The 25935-nt window shown below is 71.8% G+C and carries 12 protein-coding genes; 1 reads left to right on the top strand and 11 read right to left on the bottom strand.

All coding sequences use genetic code 11. The features are described 5' to 3' along the window. Positions 1–80: 80 nt before the first annotated feature. Genes mbtG through MCHUDSM44219_RS16165 form a run of 7 tightly spaced genes read right to left on the bottom strand, consistent with a single transcriptional unit; the run spans position 81 to position 19268 of the window. Positions 81–1376 carry an NADPH-dependent L-lysine N(6)-monooxygenase MbtG gene (gene mbtG, locus MCHUDSM44219_RS16135; RefSeq protein ID WP_082162237.1) on the bottom strand — a complete coding sequence of 432 codons (1296 nt, stop codon included), beginning with the start codon at positions 1374–1376 and terminating at the stop codon, positions 81–83. After that, positions 1373–5833, bottom strand: a complete 4461-nt coding sequence (locus MCHUDSM44219_RS16140; protein ID WP_048419249.1) for a non-ribosomal peptide synthetase — start codon at positions 5831–5833, stop codon at positions 1373–1375. Before MCHUDSM44219_RS16140 ends, mbtG begins: the two co-directional genes overlap by 4 nt. Continuing rightward, positions 5830–10887 (bottom strand): non-ribosomal peptide synthetase, encoded by a 5058-nt coding sequence (locus MCHUDSM44219_RS16145; protein ID WP_048419250.1) that lies wholly within the window; start codon positions 10885–10887, stop codon positions 5830–5832. The genes MCHUDSM44219_RS16140 and MCHUDSM44219_RS16145 overlap by 4 nt, the downstream gene beginning before the upstream one ends. Beyond that, on the bottom strand, positions 10884–13781 hold the full coding sequence (gene mbtD / locus MCHUDSM44219_RS16150) for a mycobactin polyketide synthase MbtD (protein ID WP_048419251.1): 2898 nt from the start codon (positions 13779–13781) through the stop codon (positions 10884–10886). Before mbtD ends, MCHUDSM44219_RS16145 begins: the two co-directional genes overlap by 4 nt. Then, positions 13781–15082 carry a beta-ketoacyl [acyl carrier protein] synthase domain-containing protein gene (locus MCHUDSM44219_RS16155; RefSeq protein ID WP_082162238.1) on the bottom strand — a complete coding sequence of 434 codons (1302 nt, stop codon included), beginning with the start codon at positions 15080–15082 and terminating at the stop codon, positions 13781–13783. Before MCHUDSM44219_RS16155 ends, mbtD begins: the two co-directional genes overlap by 1 nt. After that, the gene (locus MCHUDSM44219_RS16160; protein ID WP_048419252.1) at positions 15079–15822 is read right to left on the bottom strand and encodes a thioesterase II family protein; all 744 of its coding nucleotides are present in this window, start codon (positions 15820–15822) and stop codon (positions 15079–15081) included. The genes MCHUDSM44219_RS16155 and MCHUDSM44219_RS16160 overlap by 4 nt, the downstream gene beginning before the upstream one ends. Further along, positions 15819–19268: a non-ribosomal peptide synthetase gene (locus tag MCHUDSM44219_RS16165; RefSeq protein WP_048419253.1), complete on the bottom strand. Its 3450-nt coding sequence runs from the start codon at positions 19266–19268 to the stop codon at positions 15819–15821. The genes MCHUDSM44219_RS16160 and MCHUDSM44219_RS16165 overlap by 4 nt, the downstream gene beginning before the upstream one ends. Before the next feature lie 97 nt (positions 19269–19365). Here MCHUDSM44219_RS16165 and MCHUDSM44219_RS16170 point away from each other — a divergent pair, with 97 nt between their 5' ends. Then, positions 19366–21012 (top strand): (2,3-dihydroxybenzoyl)adenylate synthase, encoded by a 1647-nt coding sequence (locus tag MCHUDSM44219_RS16170; protein ID WP_048419254.1) that lies wholly within the window; start codon positions 19366–19368, stop codon positions 21010–21012. Here MCHUDSM44219_RS16170 and MCHUDSM44219_RS16175 read toward each other — a convergent pair whose 3' ends face one another. Genes MCHUDSM44219_RS16175 through MCHUDSM44219_RS16190 form a run of 4 tightly spaced genes read right to left on the bottom strand, consistent with a single transcriptional unit; the run spans position 21013 to position 25857 of the window. Then, complete coding sequence (locus MCHUDSM44219_RS16175; RefSeq protein WP_048419255.1) at positions 21013–22224, bottom strand: cytochrome P450; 1212 nt, start codon at positions 22222–22224, stop codon at positions 21013–21015. Continuing rightward, positions 22221–23780: a bifunctional 3-(3-hydroxy-phenyl)propionate/3-hydroxycinnamic acid hydroxylase MhpA gene (gene mhpA / locus MCHUDSM44219_RS16180; RefSeq protein ID WP_048419256.1), complete on the bottom strand. Its 1560-nt coding sequence runs from the start codon at positions 23778–23780 to the stop codon at positions 22221–22223. Before mhpA ends, MCHUDSM44219_RS16175 begins: the two co-directional genes overlap by 4 nt. Further along, the gene (locus MCHUDSM44219_RS16185; RefSeq protein ID WP_048419257.1) at positions 23777–24718 is read right to left on the bottom strand and encodes a fumarylacetoacetate hydrolase family protein; all 942 of its coding nucleotides are present in this window, start codon (positions 24716–24718) and stop codon (positions 23777–23779) included. Before MCHUDSM44219_RS16185 ends, mhpA begins: the two co-directional genes overlap by 4 nt. Then, positions 24715–25857 (bottom strand): VOC family protein, encoded by a 1143-nt coding sequence (locus MCHUDSM44219_RS16190; protein WP_048419321.1) that lies wholly within the window; start codon positions 25855–25857, stop codon positions 24715–24717. Before MCHUDSM44219_RS16190 ends, MCHUDSM44219_RS16185 begins: the two co-directional genes overlap by 4 nt. Positions 25858–25935 lie beyond the last annotated feature (78 nt).

The raw sequence follows: 25935 nt of genomic DNA on the forward strand, positions 1-25935 counted from the left end.
GACCCGCGAGCGTGCGCGAACTCGCCGCTTTTCCCGGCGTGTACGCCGCAGACACGCACGCTCGCGCTGGAAGGGAAGGGTCAGGACATCGCATCGCGCAGGTGCTCGACGGTTCTCCTCGTCGAGGATCGGGGCGCGTAGCGGGCGGCGAGCACGCGGTCCGATAGCAGTCCCAGACAGCTCAGGTTCGGGAATCCGGGGCCCTGCATCAGACCGGAGAGGTTGGGCAGGAACAGTTTCGGGGCCAGACCGGTGACGGCCAGGTCGTGACCGACGGCCTCCTGCAGCACCTCCCCGGTCATCGGCGCGCCGAGGGCGAGCTCGATCAGGTCGCGCGCGTCCTGGCACAGCAGCGAGGCGAACCACATCGGGTCCGCACCGGAACCGTCGATCACCAGGTCGAAGCCGTGCACCGTCTCCAGCGCCGCACCTCCGCGATTCGTGTTGAGCGTCAACCGGATTCGTTCATCACGGGCGACCGCGTGGGCGACCCTGCCCCGCAGGTGACGGATGCGGTCGTCGGCCAGCAGCGCGTCCTGCACCCGGGCGGAGAACACGCCGCGGTCGGTGCGGGCCAGCGCGTCGCGCCGTTCGGCGATGGTCAGCCCGGCCCAGTCGGTCGGGTCGGAGAACAGGGCGTTCTCGAAGAAGCTCTCGCCGCGGGTGAACAGCGTGACCTGGGGTGAGATCACGGTGATCGTAGAGACCCGGTGCCGGAACAGCTCGTTGAGCATCGACGCCGCGGTCTCTCCCCCGCCGATCACGGCGACGCGTTCCGCCACGATCAGCTGGTGGCGGGCGGCACGCTCCCAGAACTGCGCGATCGACAGCACCCGCGGATCCTGCGGCAGGATCGAGCGTCTGGCCTGCCCCGGGCCCGTGATCATCACCCCGTCGGCGGACACGGTCCCCGCGGACGTCCGCACCGCCCACCGGTGTTCGTCGACCGAGATCTGCTCGGCCTCGGCGGTGAGCACGGTCATCCCGACGGTGTCGGCGACCCAGCGCAGATAGCGGCTCCACCCGGTGTGGGTGGGGGCCGGACGGCCCCGGTCCACCCATTCGGCGAACTGCCCGCCGGCGATCAGGTGCGCCTGCCAGCTGTGCCGCGTCATCCGCTCGTCCAGTTCGGCGTTGCGGCGCGCGACGAGCGAGGACCGGTACGGGAAGCCGACGTCCTTCTCGGGACTCGTGCCCAGCCGCTGGGCGCCGTCGGTCCACCCGCCGATCGGCTGCCAGTTGGCGCCGACGCTCGCGCGTTCGATCACCACCACCTCCGGCGCCGTCACCCCCATCGCCCGCAGCTCGGCGGCTTTGGCCGCGACCGCGACCGCCTTGGGGCCGGCGCCGATGACGGCCAGCGTCGGGGCGCTCACAGTGCGCCACCCAATGCGGTGACGGCCCGCGACCAGAGCGCGGTGAGCTGCTCGAGCTCGTCGGCGGTGGACAGCCTGTCGCTCCAGCGCCAGCTTGTCCGCAGCTGCGGTCCGTCGGGGCCCGGCAGGACGACCGCGATGACGTCGAACGTGTAGCGCAGCGGCAGATCCGGTTCGGCGGCGACGGGCAGCTGCGCGTTGAGCGTCTCGTCGGTGACGAGCGTCCAGTCGGCGGCGGCCCGGTCGGGTTGCAGGTCGTAGCGGCCGACGTAGTTGAACTCCACCTGCGGGCCCGGGTGCGACGCGAGCGCGGGGTCCTTGCGCAGCCAGCGCAACAGCCCGTAGTCCAGGCCCCGGTTGGGCACGGCGGCAAGGGTTTCGGTGACCGCGCCCAGCAGCGTCCGGGCGGCGGCGGGATCGCCCGCGGCGGTGTCGACGTCGATCGCGGCCCGCCCCGCCCCGAGGCGCACCGGGTAGACCGAGGTGAACCACCCGACCGTGGCGGAGGTGTCGACGGGAGCCTCGCCCACGAGTCCGTCCTCGCGACCGTGCCCCTCCAGCGCGATCAGCGCGCCGTGGTGCGCCGGTTCACCGCGCGCCAGACGCCACGACGCGATCGTCACCGTGAGTGCGGCGAGCAGGAAGTCGCGGACGTCGATGCGCGCGGTGTCGAGCCCGAGCAGGATCGTGCGGGTGGTGGCGGTGTCGGTGACGACGTCGGTGAGTCGCTGCGACGCCCAGGTGTCGCGGGTCGGGTCGGGCAGCCTGCTACCCAGTACCGGATCCGGGCCGGCGAGCTGGGCCGCCCAGTAGGCCCGTTGACCGGACACGTCGTCGGTGTGGCTGCGCTGCTCCAGCAGCCGGGTCCACTCCCGGTACGGGGTGTACTCCACCTCGTGGGTGGGAGTGCGTCCCGCGGCGAGTTCGTCGGCCAGCCTGCGCAGCTCGGACAGCATGACGTACCAGGTCACCACGTCGGTCGCGAGGTGGTGCACGCAGAGCAGCAGCACCGACGGTGGCGCGGTGAACCACACCGCCTGCATCATCGAACCCGTCCGCGGGTCGATACGGTCCAGCGCGGCAACTGCTTCCACGGACATCGTGTCCGGCGCGGCCCCCGAGACCGTGGTGAGCACGTCGCGCGCGGACACGGCGCCCGGGGGGCGGGTGGTCAGCCGGTTGCGGCCGTCGAGCACCGAGCGCAGCATGTCGTGCCGGTCGAGCAGGGCTTGCAGGATCGCGTCGAGGTGGTGCCCCTGCATGTCGGCGGGCAACGCGACGAGCACGTTCTGGGTGAAGCGACGGAAGTTTCCGTACTCGAACAGCCAGGCCATGATCGGGGCGGGGGCGACCTCGCCGAAGCGCTCCCGGGTGACGGTCGCGGGTTCGGCAGCGTCGCCCGCCGCGTCGATCGCGGCGGCGAGTTCGCGCACCGTGGCGCACTCCACCATCAGCCGGGCGCGCATGTCGATGCCGCGCCGCCGCGCCGCCTGCACAACGCTGAGGGCGACGATGCTGTCGAGGCCGATCTCGGTGAAGTCGGTGGTGACCCCGACCCGCTGTCCGTCGAGCACGTCGGCGAGCAGATCGACCAGCGCCTCCTCGGTGGGGGTCGCGGCGGCGCTCGGCGCCTCGTCCGCGACGGGAATCGCGGCCAGCGCCGCCTCGTCGATCTTGTCGTGCGCGGTCAGCGGCAGGTCGTCGACGCAGACGAGGTGCTGCGGAATCATGTAGCGCGGCAACCGTTTCGCCATCAGTGCCCGCAGGTCGGCGACGGCGGGCGGCGATGCACCGACGGCGACGTAGGCGGTCAGTCGGGGTCCGCGCGGATGCCGGGTGACGGTCACGTGGGCGGCCCGCACGTCCGGGTGGGCGCTGAGCACGCCGGCGATCTCACCTGGTTCCACCCGGAAACCGCGGATCTTCACCTGGTCGTCGGCGCGGCCGAGGAACTGCAGTTCGCCGGCGGGTCCGCGCCGCACGACGTCGGAGGTGCGGTACATCCGTTGCCCGGCGGCGAACGGGTCGGCGACGAACCGGCCGGCGGTCTCGGCGGCGCGCCCGAGATAACCGCGTGTCACCTGCGCCCCGGACAGGTACAGCTCCCCCGCGACGCCGTCGGGCACGGGGCGCAGCCAGGCGTCGAGAACGTGGGCGGTGGTGGACGCCGTCGGATGGCCGATGGCCGGGTGTGGGTGTTCGTCGATGCGGGCGACCACCGCTTCGACCGTGGTCTCGGTGGGCCCGTAGCAGTTCACGGCGGTCATCGACGTGCGGGCGCACGCGTCGCGCAACAGCCGCCACATCGACGTGCTCACCGCCTCCCCGCCCAGGGCCAGCACCGCCAGCGGCACGGTGTGCAGCAGCCCGGCCGCGGACAGCTGCGCGAACATCGACGGTGTCGTGTCGAGCATGTCGATTCCGTACCGGTCGATCGTCTGCACGAGCGCCTCCGCGTCGCCCCGGGTCTGGTCGTCCAACAGGTGCACCGTGTGCCCGTCGAGCAGCGCGGAGAGCGGCTGCCAGGCCGCGTCGAAGGTGAACGACCATGCATGGGCGACGCGCAGCGGCCGGCCGAGACGGTCGCGGGCGGGACGCAGCAGGTGTGCGGCGTGGTCCTCGGCGTAGGCCAGCACCGCGCCGTGCGTACCGACGACGCCCTTGGGCCGGCCGGTGGTGCCGGAGGTGAACACCACGTAGGCCGCCCGGGCGGGGTGCATGGGCGCGGGCAGGTAGCCGGCGGGTGGTGGTGTCGATGCCGCGGCCAGGAACGCCGCATCGAGCACCACGCGGGGTCGGCACTGGCCGAGGATGTCGTCGATGCGGTCGGCCGGCATCGAGGGGTCCAGCGGAACGATGACGCCCCCGGCCTTGAGCACGGCCAGCATCGCGGTCACGTAGTCCGCGCCGCGCGGAAGCAGCACGGCCACTGGGTCTTCGGCGGCTACCCCTTCCTCGAGCAGCACCCCGGCGAGGCGGTCGGCGGCGGTCTCGAGCTCCCGGTAGGTCAGCGCTCCGCCGTCCCACGTCAGCGCCTCCGCATCGGGCGCCCGGGTGGCGACCGCGGTAAAGCGCTCGTGAATCCCACCGTGCGTCGCGGCCACCGCCGGGGCCGCAGCGTGGTGCTCCTCGTCGGGGAGCAGCACCCCGGCCTGCCGGAGTGGGCGCTCCCAGCAGTCGATCAGGCGCGCCACGGTGTGCAGCACTCGCCGACCGAGCCGCCCGGGATCGAGCGGCCCGAGTGCGCCGTCGATCACTTCGACGAGCACGGTGAGCTCGTCACCGGCGAGGTGCGCGGCGATGGTCACCGGGAAGTGCGACAGGCTCTCCAGCGCCTGGGGGGCGAAGGTCGTTGCACCGGCGGCGAATTCGGTCTGGCCGACGATGCCGCCGGGCGGGAAGTTCTCGTAGACGACCAGGCTGTCGAACAGCTCCCCGACGCCGCCGAGCGCGCGGAGCTCGGCGTGGCTGAGGTAGCCGTGATCGCGCAGAGCCGCCGCCTCGCGTTGCAGCGTCAGGCACTGCGCGCCGGTGAATGCGGCGGGGTCGAGCCGGACCCGGAGCGGAACGGTGTTGATGAACAGCCCGATCATGCGCTCCACGCCGGCCAGCTCGGCGGGCCGCCCGGAGACGGTGACGCCGAAGACGACGTCGTCGCGGTCGGTGATCACCGACAGGATTGTCGCCCAGGCCATCTGGACGAGGGTGTTGAGCGTGACGCCGCGGCGGCGGGCCGCATCGGTCAGTGCCCGGGTGGCCGACGCGTCGAGCCTCACCTCGGTCTGGCGGGGGCGGCCCGGCGGCACGACGGCAGTGGTCAGCGACGGGGTGACCAGTGTCGGGGCGTCGAGGCGGTCGAGGTGGCGCCGCCACCGCGCCCGGCTGGTGTCGGGGTCGCGCCGGCCGAGCCAGCCGATGTAGTCCCGGTACGGCCGGGGCGGCGGTAGCGCGGCCGGATCCCCGCCCGCCCGGTACAGCGTGAGCAACTCGCCCATGAACAACGGCAGCGACCAGCCGTCGATGACGATGTGGTGCGCGGTGACGACGAACCGCCACCCGTGCGGTGCCTCGATCAGCAGGAACCGGAGCACCGGTCCGCGGGCGAGGTCGAATCGTGCTGCGCGCTCGGCCTTCTCGACCGACTCCACCTCGGCCGGCGAGGCCACCGTGACGTGCCGCCAAGGCGTCTCGACGTGGGCGGGGACGATCTGCACGGCCCGGCTGAGATCACCCTGGACGAAGCTCGCGCGCAGGTTGGCGTGCCGGTCGAGCAGGTGGGCCGCGCAGCGGCGCAACAGATCGGCGTCCAGGGCGCCGGTGGCGTCGGCGGCCATCGCGATGACGTAGGGGTCGTCACCGTCGGGGCTCAGCGCGGCCATCGAGAACAGGCCCTGCTGAAGGGGACTGAGCGCCAGCACGTCCTCCACGGCGGCGGCGCGGGGGGCGGTCCTCGTCATCCGGGCGTCCCCCAGGACGCGGTCAGTGCCGCCAGTTCGTCGGCCGGCAGTCCGGACGCCGTCATCGGCGCGTGCCGCACATCCTGCACCTCGTGCTCGGCGTCACCAGTGTCGATCGCCCCGGCCAGTCCGGCCAGGTCGGGGTGTTCGAAGACCATGCGGGCGGTCAGTGGGAGTCCGGCGTCGCGGGCCCGGGCGGCGAGTTGGACGGCGAGCACGCTGTCGCCCCCCAGGCCGAAGAAGTCGTCGTGACGGCCGACGTTCTCGGCGCCGAGCAACGCGGTGAGCAGGCCGGCCAGCGTCTGTTCGGTGCCCGGTTGCGGTGCCTCCCAGGCGACTTCGGCCACCGGTGTCGAGACGCCTGCGCTGTCGGCCAGGATGTCGAGCGTACCGTCCTCGTTCCAGCGCGCCCGGTGACCGGTGCGGTGCGGCCGGCTCAATGCGGCTCCGCGTAACCACAATTCGCCCACTGCGCCGACGGCGACAGGTCGCCGGTCGTCGTCGAGCACCTGCACCTCGACACGTCCGCCCGCTCCGGGATCGAGCTGCTGCGGGGCGCCGATCGCGAGGTCACCCAGCCTGCGGTCGGGGTCGTCGGCCAGTGCGCCGACGATCCGTGTCAGCCATCCGGCGAGCCGTTCGATGGTGCGGCGGCTGTACAGCTCGGGCCGGTAGATCAGGTAGCCGCGGTAGCCGTTGCCGTCGGTGGCCAGGAAGTTCACCGACAGGTCGGCCGCGGCGATGTCGAATGTCGGCTCCAGCGCGGTGAACTCGGTGTCGGCGTCGATGCGCTGGCGCTGCGGCATCTGGTCGCGGACGTGCACCACCACCTGGAACAGCGGGTTGCGGGCGAGCGTGCGCGGCGGGTTGACGGCCTCGACGATCTGCTCGAACGGCGCGTCGGCGTGCGAGTAGGCCGACAGCGCCGTTTCCCGGGCGCGCAGCAGGAGCTCGCGCACGGTCGGGTCGCCGCGAAGGTCGTTGCGCAGCACCACGAAGTTCACGAAGAACCCGACCAGGTGCTCGAGTGCGGCGTCGCTGCGGCCGGCAACCGGTGTGCCCAGCGGGATGTCGCGTCCGCCGCCGGCCTTGTGCAGGACGACCGCGACGGCGGCCTGCAGGAACATGAACTCGGTGATCCCGAGGTCGCGGCACAGCGTCGCCATCGCATGACGGGTCGGGCCGTCGATAGTGAACTCGACGGCGTCGCCGTCGCCCCTGGGGATCCGCGGCCGCGGAAAGTCCAGCGGCAGACCCGCTTCGGCAGGCGCGCCCCGCAGCTTCTCGACCCAGTGGTCCCGCTGGGGTCCGACGACGCCGGTCTCCTCCCGCAGGAGTTCGGCCTGCCACGCCGCGTAGTCGGTGTACTGCACCGTCAGCGGCACCCAGGCGGGCCGCTGTCCGGCGCACCGGGCCCGGTAGGCGGTGACGAGGTCGGTGAACAGGATGCCGCCCGACCAGTGGTCGCCGGCGATGTGGTGGATCACCAGCGACAGCACGTGGTCGCCGTCCACCCCGAACACCGCGGCCCGCAGCGGCCATTCGCGCTCCAGGTCGAAGGCGTACCGGCGTTCGCGGTCGAGTTCGGTCTGCAGCCAATCCTCGCCCGTACCGCGTGCCCGGCGCACCGGGAGGTCGTCGACGTCGCCGACGATCTGGTGGGGGACGCCGTCGATCTCGCGGTAGGTGGTGCGCAGCACCGCGTGGCGGTCCACGACGTCGCGGATCGCGGCGACGAACGCGTCGACGTCGCAGGGACCGGTCAGCCGCGCCGCGAACGGGATGTTGCTGACCGGGCTGGGCCCCTCGATGCGGTAGCCGAACCACGACCGCAGCTGCGACGAGGACAGCGGGGCCGGCCCGTCCTGTCCCCTCGGGACCAGCGGCGGGCGTGCGCTGGGGTGGGAGCCGCCGGCCAGGCTGTCGAGGTGCGCGGCCAGCGCCGCGACGGTGCCCCGTTCGAAGACGTCCCGCACCGCGACCTCGACCCCGAACCGGGCGCGCACCTCCGCGACGAGCTTGGTGGCCAGCAGTGAGTGTCCGCCGAGGTCGAAGAACGAGTCGTCGGCACCGACACGGTCCTGATCGAGCAGGTCGGCGTAGAGGTCGGCGAGCAGCCGTTCGGTGCCGGGGCCGGGCGCACGGAAGGTGTTGCGCGGCCCGACCTCCGGGGCCGGCAGCGCCGCCCGGTCGATCTTGCCGTGGCTGGTGATGGGGATCTCGCCGACCACCACATAGGCCGCCGGGATCATGTACTCGGGCAGCGCCGCCGCCACCCGCGCCGTGACGCGCTCGAGGGCGACATCGTCGCCGTCGGCCGGCGTCAGATAGGCCACCAGGCTTTTGCCCAGCGTGGGCAGGTCGCTGACGACCACGACGGCCTGACCGACGCTCGGGTCGACGGTGATCGCGGCGGCGACGTCGCCGAGTTCGATACGGAAGCCGCGGATCTTGACCTGTTCGTCCGCCCGGCCGACGAACTCGAGGTCGCCGTCGGCGTTGCGGCGGGCCAGGTCGCCGGTCCGGTACATCCGCGCCCCGCAGGTGTTCGGGTCGGCGACGAACCGTTCGGCGGTCAGCGCGGGTCGGCGGTGATAGCCGTCGGCGACATGGCCTCCCCCGATGTAGATCTCGCCGATCGATCCGATCGGCACCGGTTGCAGGGCATCGTCGAGCAGGTGCATCTGCGTGTTGATCTTGGGGGTGCCGATCGGGACGATCCGGGTGCCCTGGCGCCCTTCGACCCGGTAGCGGCTGGCGTTGATGACCGTCTCGGTGGGCCCGTAGAAGTTGTGCAGCAGCGCGTCGAACGTGGCGTGGAACTTGTCGGCGACCTCTCCGGGCAGTGCCTCGCCGCCGATCGGCACGCGTTGCAGGGTGCGCCACTGGCTGACCCCGGGCAGTGACAGGAACAGTGCGAGCAGCGACGGCACGAAATGCATGGCGGTGATGCCCTCGGTGTGCAGCAGATCGGTCAGATAGCCGATGTCGCGCAGTCCGTCCGGGCGGTGGATCACCAGGCGCGCACCGCAGGCCAGCGTGCCGAACACCTCGGCGATCGACACGTCGAAACTGGGTGAGGCCACCTGCAGGAGCCGGTCGTCGGCGTCGACCCGGTAGTCGCCTTTGAACCAGACGAAGTACTCGGCCACGGGCCGGTGCGGCACCGGCACGCCCTTGGGCAGGCCGGTCGAGCCCGACGTGTAGATCAGGTAGGCGGTGTTGGCGGGCCGCAGCGGCCGCACCCGGTCGGCGTCGGTGGGATCGTGGGCGGGCACGTCGTCGAGTGCGGTAAGCGGCTCCCGGAGAACGACTTTCGGATCGCAGTCACCGAGGATGAAGTCCAGCCGGTCGGTCGGGTAGGTGGGGTCGATCGGCACGTACACCGCACCGGCCTTGAGCACACCCAGCGCGGTGACGACGAGCTCGGGTGACTTGTCGAGCAGCACCGCGACCCGGTCCTGCGCGCCGACGCCGTCGGCGATCAGCCGGTGCGCGACCCGGTTGGCGGCCTCGTTGATCTCCCGGTAGCTGTGGTGACGGCCCTCGTAGACCACGGCGGTGGTGTCCGGGGTGGTCCGGACCTGCGTCTCGATCAAATCCACGATCGTCGCGGGCGCGGTGTCGAACGTGGGTCCGTGCGACATCGCGGTCAGCCGGGTGCGGTCGGCGTCGGTCAGCAGCGGAAGCCGACTCAGCGGGGTGTCCGGGGCGCTCAGCGCACCGTCGAGCAGCACCGTGAAGTGGTCGAGGAGCTGTTGCGCGAGGCGGGGGTCGATGATCTCGACGAGGTGCTCGAGTTCGACGAGCGCACCGGTGGTGTCGAATTCGGCCATGATGCCCAGCGGCAGGTTGGTCAGGTGCGAGCGCAACTCGGCGCGCTCGCAGGTGACGCCCGGGGGTGTGAAGCCGTGGCGGTCGGGTCCGCGCAGGCCGAAGCTGACCCGGGTCATGCGCTCGGTGCCGTGACGCCGGTCGGGGTTGAGGTCGCGGACCATGCGGTCCAGCGCGACTCGCTGGTGGGCGAAGGCGCCGATCGCGGTCTCCCGGGTCTCGGCGAGTAGCTCACGGAACGTCATCGTCGGCCGTGGCCGCAACCGCATCGCGACCGTGTTGCCGTGGTAGCCGATGCGGCCGTCGGTGTCCCCGGTGCGGTTGAGCACCGGTGTGGCGACCAGGAAGTCGTCGACGTGGCTGTACCGGTGCACCAGCGCACCGACCACGGCGAGCAGCACCGTGTACGGGGTGGCGGCGGCCTCGTCGGCCAGCGCGGTCACCCGGGCGGCCGTGTCGGGGCCGAGGCGCACCGCGGCGCGTTGGCAGCGCCAGCTGGTGGGGACGGCCGATCCGTGGGGGCCCGGCAGTTCCAGGGGTTCGGGCGGATCGGCCAGCACGGTGCGCCAGTAGGCGATGTCGTCGGCCTCGGTATCTGTGATGGCCGGGGCGGCGGGCGGCAGCGGCTCCAGCGGGTGTCCGGTGTAGGCCCGGGTGAGGTCGGCGAAAAACACCTCCCACGACGCGTCGTCCCAGGCGATGTGGTGGGCCACCAGCAGCATGACGAGCTCGTCGGGACGCGTGCGGGCGACCGTGATGCGCAGCGGCGAGTCCACCGCGAGGTCGAACGCTGCGGCGAACTCCCGTTGCGCCAGCACCTCGAGCCGCAGCGTTCGGGCCCGGTCGGAGAGGTCGGACAGGTCGTGCTCGGCCCACCCCGGACGCAGCTCCGGTTCGGTCGTGGCCACCGGCAGCCCGTCGTCGCCGGCACGGTACGTGGTGCGCAGTATGCGGTGGCGGACCGCCACCGCGTCGACCGCGGCGCGCAGCCGCGCGATGTCGACGTCCCCGGTGATCCGGTAGGACAGACAGATATTGAGCAGCGCGGCGCGGGGGTCGGCCGCGTGCACGAACCACATGCGCAGCTGCCCATCGGTCATCGCGGGCGCCGCCGCGGGAGCGGGAGGCGATCCGGCGTCTGCTGTCAGACCTCGTTGAGACAGTCTGCGCCGCAACAGTTCCAGGCGGCGGTCGTCGAGTCCGGTGTCGATGTCGGTCACGCGGGGGATTCACTTTCTCGCCGCAGGGCGGCGATGAGGTCGGTGCCGGTGATGCCACCGAGCAGGCTGGCCAGTGCAACGGTGTGTCCGGTGGTGCGGGTCAGTCGTCGGCGCAGGTCGAGTGCGAGCAGCGAATCGACGCCGAGGTCGAACAGAGACGCCCCGAGATCCAGCGTCGCCGCGTCCACATCGAGCACGAGGGCGAGCTGGCTGCGCACCGCCTCCGACGCAGTGACCGGTCCGTCGGCGACCGGCGGGGGTGGCTCCTTTTCGGCCGCGGCGAGGAAGCTCTGTAGGCGGCGCGGGTCGGCGGCGAAGATCAACGGATCGATCGGATGGTCGGCCAGGCTCGCCGCCACTGCGTCCGCCGGGGTAAGCGGGCGCAGGCCGGTGCGCTGGACACGCGCGGTCTCGGTGGTGTCGACGATGGTGCTGCCCTCCCACAGTCCCCACCGGATGGCGACGGCACGGCGTCCCGCGATTCGCAGGCGCGCGGCCGCCGCGTCGAGCATGCGGTTGGCGGCCGCGTAGGCCGCCACTCCCCTGCCTCCCCACACCGCAGTCACCGACGAGCACAACAGGATCCGGGTGTCGGCGGTCATCGGCCAGGTGGCGGTGAGGTGGTCGAGTCCGGCGAGCCGTGCGGCCGTCATCTCGGTCAGCGCGGTGCCGGTGATCGCCGTGCGCTCGGCGAAGGCGGCCGTTCCGGCGGCGTGCACGACGAGCGTGGCCTTGCCGGCGGTCCGCGCGGCCGCGGCCACGGCGGCGGGGTCGGTGATGTCGCAGGCTCGCGACACGATCTCGGTGCCGTGTCCGCCGGCGATGTCGTCGACTTCCCCGCGGCGGCTGAGCAGGGTGATGCGCCGGGCGCCGAGGGCGGTGAGCGCCCGTGCATAGGCCGAGCCGATCGTCCCGTGACCACCGGTGATCACGACGTCATCGAGCACTTCGGCGTCGAATCGGTGCGCAGGCGACGCCTCGCGGTCGAGTGTCCTCCGGTAGCAGACCCCGTCGCGCATGGCGATCTCACCGGTCGCGCCGAGCAGGACATCGAGAATTTCCGCCGCCGCGGCGGCGCGGCGGCTCGACGCGAGATCGAGGTGGTGGAAGCTCTGGTCGGGATGTTCGTGGGCGACGCTGCGGTGCATCGCGGCGAGCGCGGCCGAAGCCAGGTGCGGGGCAGCGTCGTCGGGGTTGATCTGTTCGGCGCCGTCGGTCACCAGCCAGACGTCGCGGCAGCGTGGTCCGATCGCGTCGGCATAGTCGAGCAGGCCGCGATCGAGGGCGGCGCTCAGCGCGCCGACCGACGCGGCGGCGTCCACGTCGGGAAACGACGGAGCGAGCACCACGAGCACCTCGGCCTCCGACGCCGCGGTCGGCACCGCCGCACGGTGCCGGCGGATCGCCTCTGCCCACGCCGGGTCTGGGTGGTGATCCGGCCCCGCGCCGAGCACGGCCACGGAGCGGGGGGTGGCAGAACCTCTGTCGTGCAACGCGAACGGTTCCCAGCGCTCGCCGGTGACCGTGAGCGTGGGCTGCGCCGGAGGTGACGTTGACGCCGCCCAGAGGTGCTCGGCCCGCATCGGGGCGCCGGGAAACCGTCGGAGTCGGTGGGGCCGGGCAGCGAGCAGATCGGCCCAGCGGAACCCCGGATCGGCGACGGCCGCGGCGGCGATGTTCGCGGCCAGGCTGTCGGCGATCGGCTGGTCGCGGTGACCCGACCCCAGGACCAGCGCCTGCCGCGGCGGCACGCTGCGGTCGAGGCCGTCCTCCACGGCGAACAGCAGCGAGGGGTGCCCGGACATCTCGAGGAAGGCGTCGGCGTGGTGCGCGATGCCGGTGTCGACGGCGCGGTCGAAGCGAATGGTGTTGCGCAGGTTGGCAAGCCAGTAGGAGCGTAGACCGGTGCCGGCCGCGACGATGTCACCGGTCGCGGAGCCGATGAACTGCACGGCCGAGTCGGTGAACTCTCCGACCGGCAGGGCGTCGGTCACGCCGCGTCCGCACGCGTCCATCGCGCTGGTGTGCGCGGGGAAGCTCATCGCCAGCGGCCGGGCGAAACGCCCTGTCCCCGCGACCGCTTCGACCAGTGCGGTGACCGCACGGCGCTCCCCCGAAACGGCGACCGACGCGCTGGCGTTGATCGCCGAGAGTTCCAGCCAGCCGGGAGCACGTGCGATCAGTTCAGCCGCCTCGACCGCGTCCATACCGAGCACGGCCACCCCGTGGTCGCCGGGGATGGCCTCGATCGCGCCGGCGCGCGCGGCGAGCACGGTGATCGCATCGTCGAGCGACAGGCATTCGGCCACATGGGCGGCCGCGACCTCGCCGAGGCTGTGGCCGATCGTCAGGTCGGGCAGAATGCCGCAGGACCGCCACACTGCGGCGAGTGCGACGGCGTGGATGAACTGGGCGCCCTGCAGTTCCAGGTGCGACACCGACTCGCTCGCCGCCGGGGCGGTGAGGAAGCGCAGCGGCGAGGTCAGCCCGGCACTGCGGAATGCCGCGTCGATCCGGTCGGCCGTGTCGCGATACACCCGCAGCCCGCGGTACGCCTCGGCGCCCATTCCCGGCCACTGCGTGCCCTGGCCGGGGAACACGAACGCTCTGCGGCTGGTGGTGCTGCGTGCCGAGCGGGCGACCAGCGGGTGGTCGCGGCCGTCCACGACGGCACGCAGACCGTCGGCCAGCTCGGCGGTGTCGCGCGCGCGCAGCACGGTCCGGTGCCGGCGTACCCGCCGGGTGCCGAGCAGGTGGGCGGCGATCTGTGCGACCTGGCCCGCCTCGCGCCCGAGGTAGTCCAGCACGTCCCGCGCGGCGTCGGGCAGCAGGTCCGCATCGTGTGCGGTGAGCAGGACGGGGAGGCGCCCGTCCGGCAGTCCGGAGAACGGCATCAGGCGGCCTCACCGTCGGGCACGGACACCACGATGTGCGTGTTGGTCCCACTCATGCCGAAGGCGGACACCGCGCCCCACCGCGCGGCGCCGGTGGCCGGCCACGGCGTCGCCTCGGTTGCCAGCCGTAGACCGGTTGCGGCCCAGTCGATCTCATCGCTGGGCTGCTCGGCGTGCAAGGTCGCAGGAACCACGCCGTGTTCGGCGGCCAGCAGCACCTTGGCCAGGCCGAGCGCTCCGGCGGCGGCCTGAGTGTGGCCGACGTTCGATTTCACCGAGCCCAGCAGCGGACCGCCGCCCGGCGCGCCGGCACCGTAGGTGGCGGCCAGGGAGTGCAGTTCGGTGCGATCGCCGAGACGGGTGCCGGTGCCGTGGCCCTCGATCATGCCGATCATCCCGATGTCGGCGGCCGCCGTGTCGAGCGCACGCCGGAACAGACGCGTCTGGGCGTCCTGGTTCGGCGCTGTCAGCCCCACCGACCGGCCGTCGCTGTTGACGCAACTCGCCTGCACCTCGCCGAGCACGGGACGACGGTCGCGGCGCGCGGCGGATCGGCGCTGCAGCACGAACATCCCGGCGCCCTCACCCCAGACGGTGCCGCTGGCGTAAGCGCTGTAGGGGCGGCAGTGGCCGTCGTCGGAGAGCGCGTGCTGCCGGGCGAATTCGACGAAATAGCCGGGTGATCCCATCACGCAGACACCTCCGGCGAGTGCGAGGTCGCAGTCACCGGCGCGCAGCGCCTGCACGGCCAGGTGCACTGCCGAGAGCGCCGAGGAGCAGGATGTGTCGACGGTCATCGCCGGCCCTGCCAGCCCCAGGGTGTAGGCGATCCTGCCGGAGATGACGCCGAGCGAGGTTCCGGTGATCAGATGTCCGGTGTGTTCGCCGAACTCGTCCATGGCAGGCCCGTACCGCATGTCCGACGCGCCGACGTAGCAGCCGACATCATGACCGGCGAGGTCGTCCGGATTGATCGCGGCGTCCTCGAGTGCACGCCAGGCCACCCGCAGCCCGACGCGCTGCTGCGGATCCATCGCGAGAGCCTCGCGGCGGGAGATGCCGAAGAACTCGGGGTCGAATGTGCCTGCGGTGGCGAGGAATCCGCCGAGGTCGTGGATCGGTGTCGCGCCGCCCCGGCGCGAGGCGTCGATGAGTTCGTGCACCGGCCAACCCCGGTCGACGGGGAACGGGGCCAGCGCTTCGCGTCGCTCGGTGAGCAGCGCCCAGAAGTGGTCGGGGGTGGCCACCCCGCCCGGCGCCTCCACCGCCATCCCGACGATCGCGATCGGGTCGTCGGTCACGTGCAGCTGACCAAGTCTGCGACGGTGTTCAGGTGGTCGTCCAGATAGAAGTGGCCGCCGGCGAAATCGGTGAAGGTGAAGGCACCGTCGGTGTGGATCGCCCACTGTCGCAGCAGTTCCTGATCGACACGGTGGTCGTCGCGGCCACCGAGGGCGTGAACGTCGGCCGTGATGCGCACGTCGCGCCCGCAGGTGTAGGCGTTGAAGGCCCGGTAGTCGGCGCGCACAGCCGGCAGCAGCAGGGCCAGGAAGTCGTCGTCGTCGAGCAAAGCGGCGTCGGTGCCGCCGAGATCGGCGATGTCGGTGAGCAACCCGGCGTCGGTGGTGGGCACCGGCCGCGAGCCCGCGACCGTCGACGGCGCCTGGCTGGCCGATGCCCACAGCTCGCGCACCGTGATCCTGCGTCGGACGGCCTGCCGGGCGAACTCGAATCCGACCAGGGCACCCATGCAGTGCCCGAAGAGTCGCAGCGGTCCGAGCGCGGCCCAGTCCGCGGCGTCGAGCGTGTCGGTGGCGAGGTCGCCGACGGTGGGGGCAGCCGGATGCGCGAGCCGTTCACCGCGCTGCGGATACTGCAGGAGGAAGGTGTCGACGCCGCGTGCCGCGAGCGCCATGCCGAAACGGCGGTAGGCCGCGGCGGCGCCGCCGGCGTGCGGGAACACGAGGGTCGCGGTGCCCGGCCGGCCCGGGAACCGTTTGATCCACGGTGTCAGTTCGATGCGGTCGAGGTCGAGAGTCATCCCGCCGACGGACTTTCCAGCGCCGCACGGACCTCGGCGCCGTCCATGGCGGCCACCTCCAGGAACAGCTGCGCCACCTCCGTGAGCCGGTGACTGTCGGGTTCGCGCGCCAGTAGTCGCGTCGCCAGGTCCGCGACCGTGCGGGCGGCGAAGATGTCTGCGACCGCCACCGACGGGGTGTCCAGCCACGTGCGGACCCGGCCGACCACCGCGGTGGCGAGCACGGAATCCCCTCCGCTGGCGAAGAAGTCGTCGTCGACGCCCACCTGACTCCGGCCGAGGACGTCACCGGTGATCGCGGCCAGCGCCGCCTCGAGGGGGGTGGTCGGCGCGCGGTAGCCGCGGCCGGCGCGCACCTCGGCTCCCGCGCCGAGCATCCGCGCGACGGCGACACGGTCCACCTTGCCGCCGACGGTGAACGGCACGTGGTCGGTGACGACGACGATCTGGGGGATCATGTGCGGCGCGACGATCTCCGACAGCGCGGCGGTGACGCTCTGCGGGTCGCGGTCCGTGCACACCGCAGCGCCGAGCACGTCGCGGCGACCGTCGGTCGGCACGATCGCGGCCACGGCCGCGTCGACGCCGGGTACCCGGCGCAGGGCGGCTTCGACGTCCCCGAGTTCGACCCGATAGCCACTGATCTTCACCCGGTGGTCGGCACGGCCGACGAACTCGATGAGCCCGCCCGGCCGGTAACGGACCAGATCGCCGGTGCGGTACCACCGTCGGCCCTCATGGATGACGAAGCGCTCCGCCGTCAACTCCGGGCGCGCGCAGTAGCCGCGGGCGATGCCGCGGCCACCGACCCACAGTTCGCCGGGCACCCAGTCCGGGCAGTCCAGCCCGTCGGATCCGACGACGCGACACATGTTGCCGGGCAACGGAACCCCCAGCGGTACCGATGTCCAGTCCTCGGGAAGCCGGTCGACGTCGCAGATCGTGTTGTGGGTGGCCGTCTCGGTGGCGCCGCCCAGCCCGGCGAAGCGCATCCGCGGCGCCCGGCGGCGCAGCGCACGAACCAGTTCGGGACGCACCCAGTCGCCACCGGTCGGGACCACCCGCACCGTGGACAGGTCCCCGTCGACTCCGGTCAGCATCTCCAGCCAGCCGGGCATGAAGTGCAGCACGGTCACGCCGTGCCGTTCGATCAGCCGCGCCCAGGTGTCCGGGTCGCGGCGGTGCGCTTCGTCGACCGCCACGACGGTGCCGCCGGCGCCGAGCATGCCGAACACGTCGAGCACCGACAGATCGCATTCGAGCGTCGACAGCGCGAGACAGCGGTCGGCCGGTCCGATGCCGAAGTGGGCGTTGATGAATCCGACGGTGTTCATCGCCGCGTCGTGGGTGATCTCGACGCCCTTGGGTTCTCCCGTCGACCCCGAGGTGAACAGGATGTAGGCCGGCTCGCTGCCGGCGACGGCGGGCGGGCTGAAGCCGGTTTCCCGGCGGCCCACCCGCAGGGCCTCGGTGACGGTCAGACCGCATCGGGTGGGCGGCTGGTCACCGCACGCCAGCACCATCCGCACGCCGGCGTTGTCGAGCATGCGGTCCCCCCGCTCGGCAGGATGGTCGACGCCCACCGGGACGTAGACCGCTCCGGCTGTCGAGATCGCCAGCAGCGCAACGATCTGCTCGGCGTTCTTGGGCCCGGTCACCGCCACGGTGTCCCCCGGCCGGACGCCGGCGACGTGCAGCGCGGCCGCGACGGCGAGCACCTGCTCGCGCAACTGCGCATAGGTCAGCGCACCGTCGCCGTCGAGCACCGCGGTCGCCTCCGGCTGCGCCTCGGCCTGCCGGAGAAAGCCGTCGTGCAGGGCCTCGCGCGGCGCGGCGGACGCGGTGGTCACGGCGTCGCGGCGGGCCTGCTGATCGGGCGGCACGGCGCTGACATCGACGGCGTCCCAGGCGCCGTCGTCGGCGGCGAGGCGCTCCAGTTCGGCCAGGTGATGGGCGAACATCGCGTCGGCGACGCCGGGCCGGAAGGCGTCCTCGCGGACGTCCCAGTTGATCATCAAGCCGTCGGCCATCGGTGTGGCCTGCGCGTCGAGCAGCACCTGCGGACCCTGGGAGATCGTCCACACCGGCGTGCCGAACTGCTCGGTCACGATGCCGGCGAACAGATCTCCGAGACCCAGTGCACTGGTGTACACGAAAGGCGCGAGCACGGGCGTGCCGTGCAGACGGGTCAGGTCACGCAACACCGACAGGCCCGAGTAGCTCGCGTGGTGTGCGCTGGCGTGCAGGGAGTCCTGCAGCACCCGGGCGCGCGCGGTCGGTGTACGGGCCTCGCCGAGGTCCACGTCGAGCATCAGCGACGAGGTGAAGTCGCCCACCAGCTTGTCGACGTCGGGATGGAACTGTTCGCGCCCGAACATCGGCAGGTTCAACAGGAATCGGCGATGGGTCGCCCAGCGGGCCAGCGTGCCGGCGTAGGAGGCGGCGATCGCCATCGCCGGGGTGATGCCGCGCCGGTGCGCCGCGGCGAACAGCGCGTCACGCGTGGCGACGTCGAAGGTGTGCCAGCGCCGGGTGCCGCGGCGCGGGTTCGCCTGCTCGGCGCGCGGAACGAGCGGCAGCGCAGGGCCTTCCGGCAGGTCCGGGAGTCGGTCGGCCCACCAGCGCCGGTCCTCGTCGCTGACAGGGGACGCCGCGGTGAGCGCCGCCCGGTACTGCCGGTAGGTGTAGCCCAGCGCGGGAAGCGTGCCGCCGGCGTAGAACTCGGCGAGGTCGGACATGAAGGTGCGGTAGCTGACGGCGTCGGCGGCCTGCATGTCGAGGTCGACGTGCAGGCGGGTACGCCCGGCGGGCAGCAGGGACAGCGAGAACTCGACGACCTGGCCGCGCAGCAGCTGATGGGATTTCTCGTCTCTGATCTGCGCGAGGTGCCTGTCGGCGTCGGGGAGGTCCGCGTCGCGCAGGTCGTACACCGTGACGGGAAGGCCGCGATCACCGATGCGCTGGGTGCCGTCCGGCAGGATGTCGACGCGCAGCATCGGATGCCGCTCGGCCAGCCGGGCCGTCGCGGCGCGCAGCCGGTCGGGGTCGACGCCGGCGCCGTCGAACTCCACGTAGAGGTGTGCGGCGACCCCACCGAGCTGCTGGTCTTCGTTGCGGCCGACCCACAGCGCATGCTGGATCGGGGCCAGCGGGAACGGTCCGTCGTCCTCCGCGGCAATGGTGGACTGCGCGGGCTCCCCGAGCGCGGACATCTCGCGCCCGGCCAGCAGCTCCGCCCACGCCTGCACCGTGGGTCGGCCGGCCAGCGCCGCGAAGCTCACATCGATGCCCTGTCGCCGCCAGCGCCCGGACAGGGTCATCATCCGAATCGAGTCCAGACCCGAGGCGATCAGATCGGTGTGCGGATCGAGATCGTCGGGAGCGATCCCGAGCAGCTCGGCCACCTCGTCACGAATCGACAGGACACTCGTCGTCGCTGCTCCCACCAAGCCTCCAGCATTAGTACAGGCTGCCCTAACTTTGTGGAGGCTACCCTATATTCGGGTCACCGAGAACTCCTACCCAGAGCGGTGACACCCACAGATGACCTCCCCCGCAACCGACCATCCGGACCTGCTGAACGGCTTCGTCCCGTTCCCTCCTGAGCGCGCACGGCAATACCGCGATGCCGGATACTGGACCGGCCGTCCACTGGACTCCGTCCTCACCCGGGCGGCCGCCACGTGGCCCGGATGCACCGCGATCATCGATGCGACACAGCGCTGTTCGTTCGCCGAACTCGAACAGGCAGCGGATCGGGTCGCCGCCGGGGTGGCGGCACTCGGCATCGCCGACGGCGATCGCGTGCTGGTGCAACTGCCCAATTCGTGCCGGTTCGCCGTCACCTTGTTCGGGCTGCTGCGCGCAGGCGCGGTGCCCGTGCTGTGTCTGCCCGGCCACCGGGCCGCCGAACTCGGACATTTCGCCCGGGTGAGCGGCGCGGTCGCGCTGATCATCGCCGACCGGATCGCCGGCTTCGACCACGTCGCGATGGCGCGTGACCTCGTGGCCGACCATCCGCACCTGCGCCACGTCGTCGTCGACGGCGACTGCGGACCCTTCCTGCCGTGGTCGACACTGACCGACGCCGGGGCGGCGATCGCGCCTCGCCCACCGATCGATCCGTCGCGTCCCGCGGTCCTGCTGGTGTCCGGCGGCACCACCGGGCTGCCGAAACTTATCGCCCGCACGCACGACGACTACCTCTACACCGCCACGGCCAGTGCCGCCGCGTACGGGATGACGGCGCAGGACACCTACCTGGTGGCGCTGCCCGCGGGCCACAACTTTCCGCTGGCGTGCCCCGGGCTGCTCGGATCGATGACGGTCGGCGCCGCGACCGTATTCACCGCAGACCCCAGTCCGGAGAACGCTTTCGCGCTGATCGACCGCCACCGCGTCACCGTGACCGGACTGGTCAACGCGCTGGCCAAGATGTGGGCGCAGGCCTGCGCCTGGGAGCCGGTGCCGCCCACCTCGCTGCGCGTCGTGCAGGTGGGGGGATCCCGGATGAGTCCGGACGACGCCCGGTTCCTGCTGGAGCGGTTGTCACCCGGCATCTCGCAGATCTTCGGAATGGCCGAGGGCATGCTCAATTTCACGCGACCCGGCGATCCGCTGGACGTGGTGATGCACACCCAGGGACGGCCGATGTCGCCGCACGACGAGATGCGGGTGGTCGACGAGAACGGCGCAGAGGTGGCTCCCGGCGAGGAGGGTGAACTCCTTGTCCGCGGGCCCTACACCCTCAACGGCTACTACCGCGCCGAGGACGCCAACGCGCGGTCGTTCACCTCCGACGGCTTCTACCGCACCGGAGATCGGGTGCGCGTCTTCACCGACGGTCCCCGGGCCGGCTACCTGGAGGTGACGGGCCGGATCAAGGACGTCATCCACCGCGGCGGCGAAACCGTCTCGGCCACCGACCTGGAAGACCACCTGCACACCCATCCTGGGATCCGCGCCGCGGCTGCGGTGCCGCTGCCCGACGCCTTTCTCGGCGAGAAGATCTGCGCCGCCGTGGTATTCGCAGGACGGCCGATCACACTGAGCGAGCTGAACGCGTTCCTGGACAGCCGCGGGGTCTCCGTGCACCTGCGGCCCGATGTGCTGGTGGCACTGCCGTCGTTGCCGATGACAGCGGTCGGCAAGGTCGACAAGCAGCGGGTGGTGAGGTCGGTGACGGGCTGATCACCCGGCGATCAGGCGGACCGGCGCGTGCTCGAGACGGCGAATGATGTTGTTCACCGCCCAGATCGGCTCTCCGACCATCTCGATGCGCTCCACACGGTCGAGCAGCGCTCGGAGCACGGCGGCGGTCTCCAACCGCGCCAGCCCCTGCCCCGCGCACGCGTGAGCGCCGTTCCCGAATCCGACGTGCCGCCCGGCGTCGCGACGAATGTCGAAGAGCCACGGGTCTTTCCACTCGCGCTCGTCACGGTTGGCCGAGGCGTACACCGCGAGCACCCGCGCACCGGCCGGGATACTGACCCCGGCGACGGTGCTGTTCCTGCCGACCTTCCTGGTGAACGCCCGCAGCGGCGACTCGAAGCGCACCACCTCGTTGATCGCGTTGGGCAACAAGGTGGGGTCCGCCCGGAGCAGCTCCCACTGCTCCGGATGGGCGGCGAAGAGGTGGATCGCGCTGGAGATGGCGCTGATCGTGGTGTCCAACGACGGTGCGATGTAGTCGATCAGCAGGGGCGGCACCTCGTCGAGGTCGATGACGCCGTCGTCGGCGGCGGCGAGCAGTTCGTGCGCCATGCTGTCCGGCAGCACGGTGCGGTCCCGGACGACGCGGCGGGCGAAGCGCAGCATCTGCACGGTGGCGGGCACGGCCGTGAGGGCCTGCCTGTTGGCCGTCCCCAGCATGTCGAACGTCGCCGCGCCCCATCCGAGGAGGTGGTCGCGCTGATCGTGCGGCCATCCGACGAGATCGGGCACCACCGCGAGCGGAAGCGCGGTCGCCACGTCGGTCACCGCGTCGACGGTGCCCCGGCGCACCGCGGCGTCGACGATGCGGTGAGCCCGCTCGTCGACGGCATCGCCGAGGCCGCGCAGGGCGCGCGGCATCAGCCGGTGGGCGACGAGTCTGCGGCGCCGCTCGTGCTCGGCGCCGTCGCTGTTGAGCGTCGTGCCGCGCCCGAGACGGTTGGTCAGCGCGTTGGCCGCCACCCCGTCCCCGGACAGGTACGTGCCGTCGTCGCGCAGGGCCGCTTTGCATTCGGCGTAGCGCGGAAGTGCGTAGAGCCGATGCCGGGCCAACCACACGACGGGGCCGAGCGCCCGCATCGCGCGATAGTGGGGATAGGGGTCCAGGATCGCCGACCTGCTGTAGATGCTGGGCCGGTAGACCGGGACGTGCCGGGAGCGACGGAACACCTGCACCTTTCCTGCCGTCATCGACCGACCTCGGGCGTGAAGCCGGCGTGCGCGGGGAACGAGGGCAGCGTGCGGCAAATCGCGGTGATGTCGCGGCCGGCCGCCATCACGGTGCGGTCGGGCCGGACGACGGCGGCGGACATACGGCGGCTCTCCAGCCAGCGGGCCAGCTCGGAGTCCGGTGCCGCGTGGATCGCCCGCGCACCGCGATCCGCCACGACGGTCTGTTGCATCTCGGTCAGCGCCACCGCGGTGAGCAGGCCGAAACCGAGACCCAGCTCGTCGTCGAGGCGGCGTCCGTCGTCCAGTAGCGGGTTCGGGCACAGTCGCCCCGCGATGCGGCGGGTGCGGAGGTTGCGCCGAATCAACGGCGACGCCGACAGCGGCGGGGTCTCGGAGTCGACCACCTTGGCGCGCAGGCCGGGCACCAGATGGAGACGCGGCAGGACGAATCGCCGTATCGCAGCGCCGAGTTCGCCGCCGGCGGTCATCGCGCGCCCGATGTTGAGCGCCAGCGCGATCATGTGCCGGGCATGGGGTCGGCGTTCCTGTTCGTAGCTGTCCAGCGCGCTGGGCGGCGCAGCGCCCGAGTGGACGGCGGCGATCTTCCACGTCAGGTTCATCGCGTCCCGCAGCCCCGCGCCCATGCCCTGACCGACGAACGGGGGTGTCAGGTGCGCCGCATCGCCGAGCAGGAAGATGTTCCCCCGTCGCCAGCGATCGGCGATCTGAGCACGGAAGGTGTACTCGGCCACCCGGATCAGCTCCAACTCGGCCTCAGCGGCGGTCCGCGTCCATGGTGCGATCAACGGCCGCAGCGCGTCCAGCGTCTGGAAGTCGGCGGCCGACTCGTGCTGGCGCAGAGCGAATTCCCATCGGTACCGGGTGTCTCCGATCCGCATGTAGGTGGCGGCCCGGTACGGATCGCAGACCTGGTGCACACCCTCCCACTGACCCAGATCGGCAGCGGTGGCGATGTCGACCACCAGCCAGCGTTGCTCGAAGTTCAGGTTCCGCATGGTCGCGCCCATGGCGCCGCGCACCATGCTGTTGGCGCCGTCGCAGCCAAGGACGTAGTCGGCGGTGAGGGTGAATTCGCGACCACTCACCCGGTCGGCCGCGCGGAGCCGGAGCCGGCCGCCGGATTCCTCGCTGACGTCGAGTACCTCGGTGTCGCCGCGGAACTCGGCGTGCCGGTGGCGGGTCAGGTTGCGGCGCAGCAGCTCTTCCAGCTCGGGCTGATCGAACATGTTCGCGGCGGGAAAACCGTTGCGGGTCAGCGCGGTATCGCGGCGGAACTCACCGAGCACCGTCAGGTGCCGGTCGAGCAGGCGCAGACCGCAGGCCGGGCGCGAGATCGCGGCGAATTCCTCGGCGATCCCGAGCCGGGCCACGATGCGGCAGATCTCGTCGTCGAGGTGCACGGCCCGGGGCTGCGGATAGACCTGCGGCCAACGATCCAGCACCACGGTGTCGACGCCGTACTGCGCGAGCAGGGTGGCGGCGGTGACGCCGGTGGGCCCACCGCCGACGACGGCGACCGTGACGTGCCGAACGGCCGGATCCGTCTCGCTCATCGCGCGTAGCGCACCGTGAGACGTTGGGTGCCGAGGTCGAGGGCACCGTCGTCGGTGGCGACGGACGCCTCGACGACGTCACCGTGCTGCAGGTACTTCGGGTTCTTGGCCTGCCGAGCGAAGAACGCCTTCCATTTGACGGCCGGGGGCAGCAGATTGCCGATGATCTCGATCGGCTTGGGCGGCGCGCTGAGCGCGGTGCCGACGGGTGTGCCGGTGAGGATGAGATCACCCGCGGCCAGGTCCTGGAATCGCGTCAGTGCCTGCAGCGCCTGCAGCGGGCGGTAGAGCATGTCGCCGTCGACGAGTGCGTTCTGCCGCTCCTGCCCGCCGACACTCAGTCGCAGACGCAGGTCCCCGAAGCGGGACAGCTCGTCCTCCTCGAGGAGGACCAGTGCCGGCCCCACCGGGGTGAAGGTCGGATAGGACTTCGCCTCGTAGAACTGCGTCTGCGGGAGCTGGATGTCGCGCGCCGAGACGTCGTTGGTGATCGTCAGTGCCGCAATGTGATCGGCGAGATTCGCATCGGTGATCGTCGTCCCGACCGGGATGTCTCGCCCGATGACCAGACCGATCTCGACCTCGTAGTCGAGCAGCCGGACATGGGCGGGCCGCACGATCTCGCCGTGGGGCCCGGTGATCGAGGCCGACGACTTGCGGAAGAAGGTGAGCGGTACCGTCGTCGGGTCCATACCCGCGTCCCTGACGTGGGACTCGAAGTTCGTCATCTGGGCGACCACCCGGCACGGCGCGGTCACCGGCGACACCAGCTCCAGCTCGTCGACCGGGACGGAGCCGCCAGCGGCCGCCGCGGCGGCCACCGCCGCCCGATCGGCCAGCAGGTCGCCGGTGCTGACCGCTTTCGTCGCGATCTCGGCCGCGCCGGTCGGGGTCTGCACCCACCAGGCGTCGGAGGTGCGGAGGACGGAGATGCTCATGAGGTGGCAACTTTCAGCAGGCCCCGGAGGCGGTGGAGGTCGAACTCGTTGTCGTCGCGCAGCGCGTGGAACATCGACACGGCCTGCCGGCCCGCCGCTCTCGGGCCGGCATCGAGGAAGTCCCTCGTCACCGGCGGGCCCCACTGCGCCAGTCCGGTGGCGGTGAACGGCGCCCAGCCCGGTTCGAGCGTGTTGTCGAACAGGTCGCCGTCGGCGAAGTGCTCGACGAGGAAGCCGTCGGGATCGCGCCAGTAGTCGAACAGTTGGCTGCCCTGGATGTGGCGGCCGATTCCCCAGGAGCGGACGTAGCCGCGCTCGAGCAGATATTCACCGCCGGCGGCGAGCGCGTCGAGATCGCTGACCTGATAGGCCGAGTGCACGTACCGGTTGGCCGGACCCAGCGCCAGCGCCAGGGTGTGGTGGTCGGCGGGGGTGGCGCCGCGGTCGCAGCGGATGAAACTCATCGCCGGCCCGCGGTCGCGCTGCCCGGGGAAGTAGAGGAAGTCGCTGACGATCATGCCGAGGGTGTCCAGGTACCAGTCGAGCGTCTTCAGGTAGGTGGTCGACTGCAGGACGACGTGGCCGAGCCGTTGCACGCGGGCCGGCACGCGCGGCGGACGCACCGTGGCGTTGATCCGCGCACCGGCGCGCGCGGTGTTCGCCACCTGCGGCACCTGCACCGGCTGGGCGGGCAGCTGCTGCAGCCCGCCGACGACCTTCACCGGCGTGCCGCTCGGGTCGGTCAACTGCACCGCCACTCCCCCGATCACCTCGGGCAGGGCATGCACCGCGGCGCCGGTCTTGTCGGCCAGCCGCAGCACGTCCACCTCGTCGGCGGCACGGAACGCGACGCCGCCGAACCGGCTGCGGGCGCCGCTGCGCAGGATCACGCACGGCCCCCCGGTGTCGGTGCCGCGCAGGTGCAGCTGCTGCGGAGTGCGCTGTGCGACGCCGAAGCCGAAGGCGCGGGCGAAAGCCTCGGCCTTGCCCAGGTCGGGCTTGTCGAACTCGAGCCAGGCGATGTCGGCCACGCGGATGAGCGGGTTCGCCGCGCGGCCGGGATGCTCGCCGCGCACGCCACCCTGCTCGCTGTGCAGATCTTTGTGCCCGTCGCGCACGGACGCGGAGGGGTCCGCCATCTTGCCACCTTTCACCATTACTGATGAAATCGTCACATGCGATGCTGACCTCAGTCAAGGCATTCTGACGAAAGCCTC

The sequence above is a fragment of the Mycolicibacterium chubuense genome (assembly GCF_001044255.1).
GTDB lineage: Bacteria > Actinomycetota > Actinomycetes > Mycobacteriales > Mycobacteriaceae > Mycobacterium > Mycobacterium chubuense.